This window comes from Amycolatopsis sp. 505 (assembly GCF_031625235.1).
In the GTDB taxonomy this organism is placed as follows: domain Bacteria; phylum Actinomycetota; class Actinomycetes; order Mycobacteriales; family Pseudonocardiaceae; genus Amycolatopsis.
This window is the reverse complement of sequence record NZ_JACKQP010000035.1, coordinates 1-317: the sequence shown is the minus strand read 5'-3', so window position 1 is coordinate 317 and position 317 is coordinate 1. Positions and strand designations below refer to the sequence as shown.

At 73.2% G+C, this 317-nt stretch carries 1 protein-coding gene; it reads right to left on the bottom strand.

What is annotated here, in order from left to right; genetic code table 11:
- The coding region (locus H5965_RS46020) for an ATP-binding cassette domain-containing protein (protein WP_310977646.1) at positions 1-317 on the bottom strand (317 nt) is incomplete at both ends.

The following is a 317-nucleotide window of genomic DNA, read 5'->3' as shown; positions in this document are numbered from 1 at the left end:
ATGCCCATCGCGTCGAGGAGCTCGGTCGCGCGCGCGGTGTCGAGGGTGGGGTACTCCTCACGCCAGCGGCCGAGCACCGCGTAACCGGCGCTGACCACGTCGTCTTTGACCAGCTCGTCGCCCGGCACGCGCTGGGCGATGGCGGCCGAGGTGAAGCCGATGCGGGGGCGCAGGTCGAAGATGTGGACCCGGCCGATCCGCTCGCCGAGCAGGTCGACCTCGCCGGTGGTCGGGTGCAGCTCGGCCGCGGCCAGGCGCAGCAGGGTGGTCTTGCCCGCGCCGTTCGGGCCGAGCACCACCCAGCGCTCGTCCAGTTC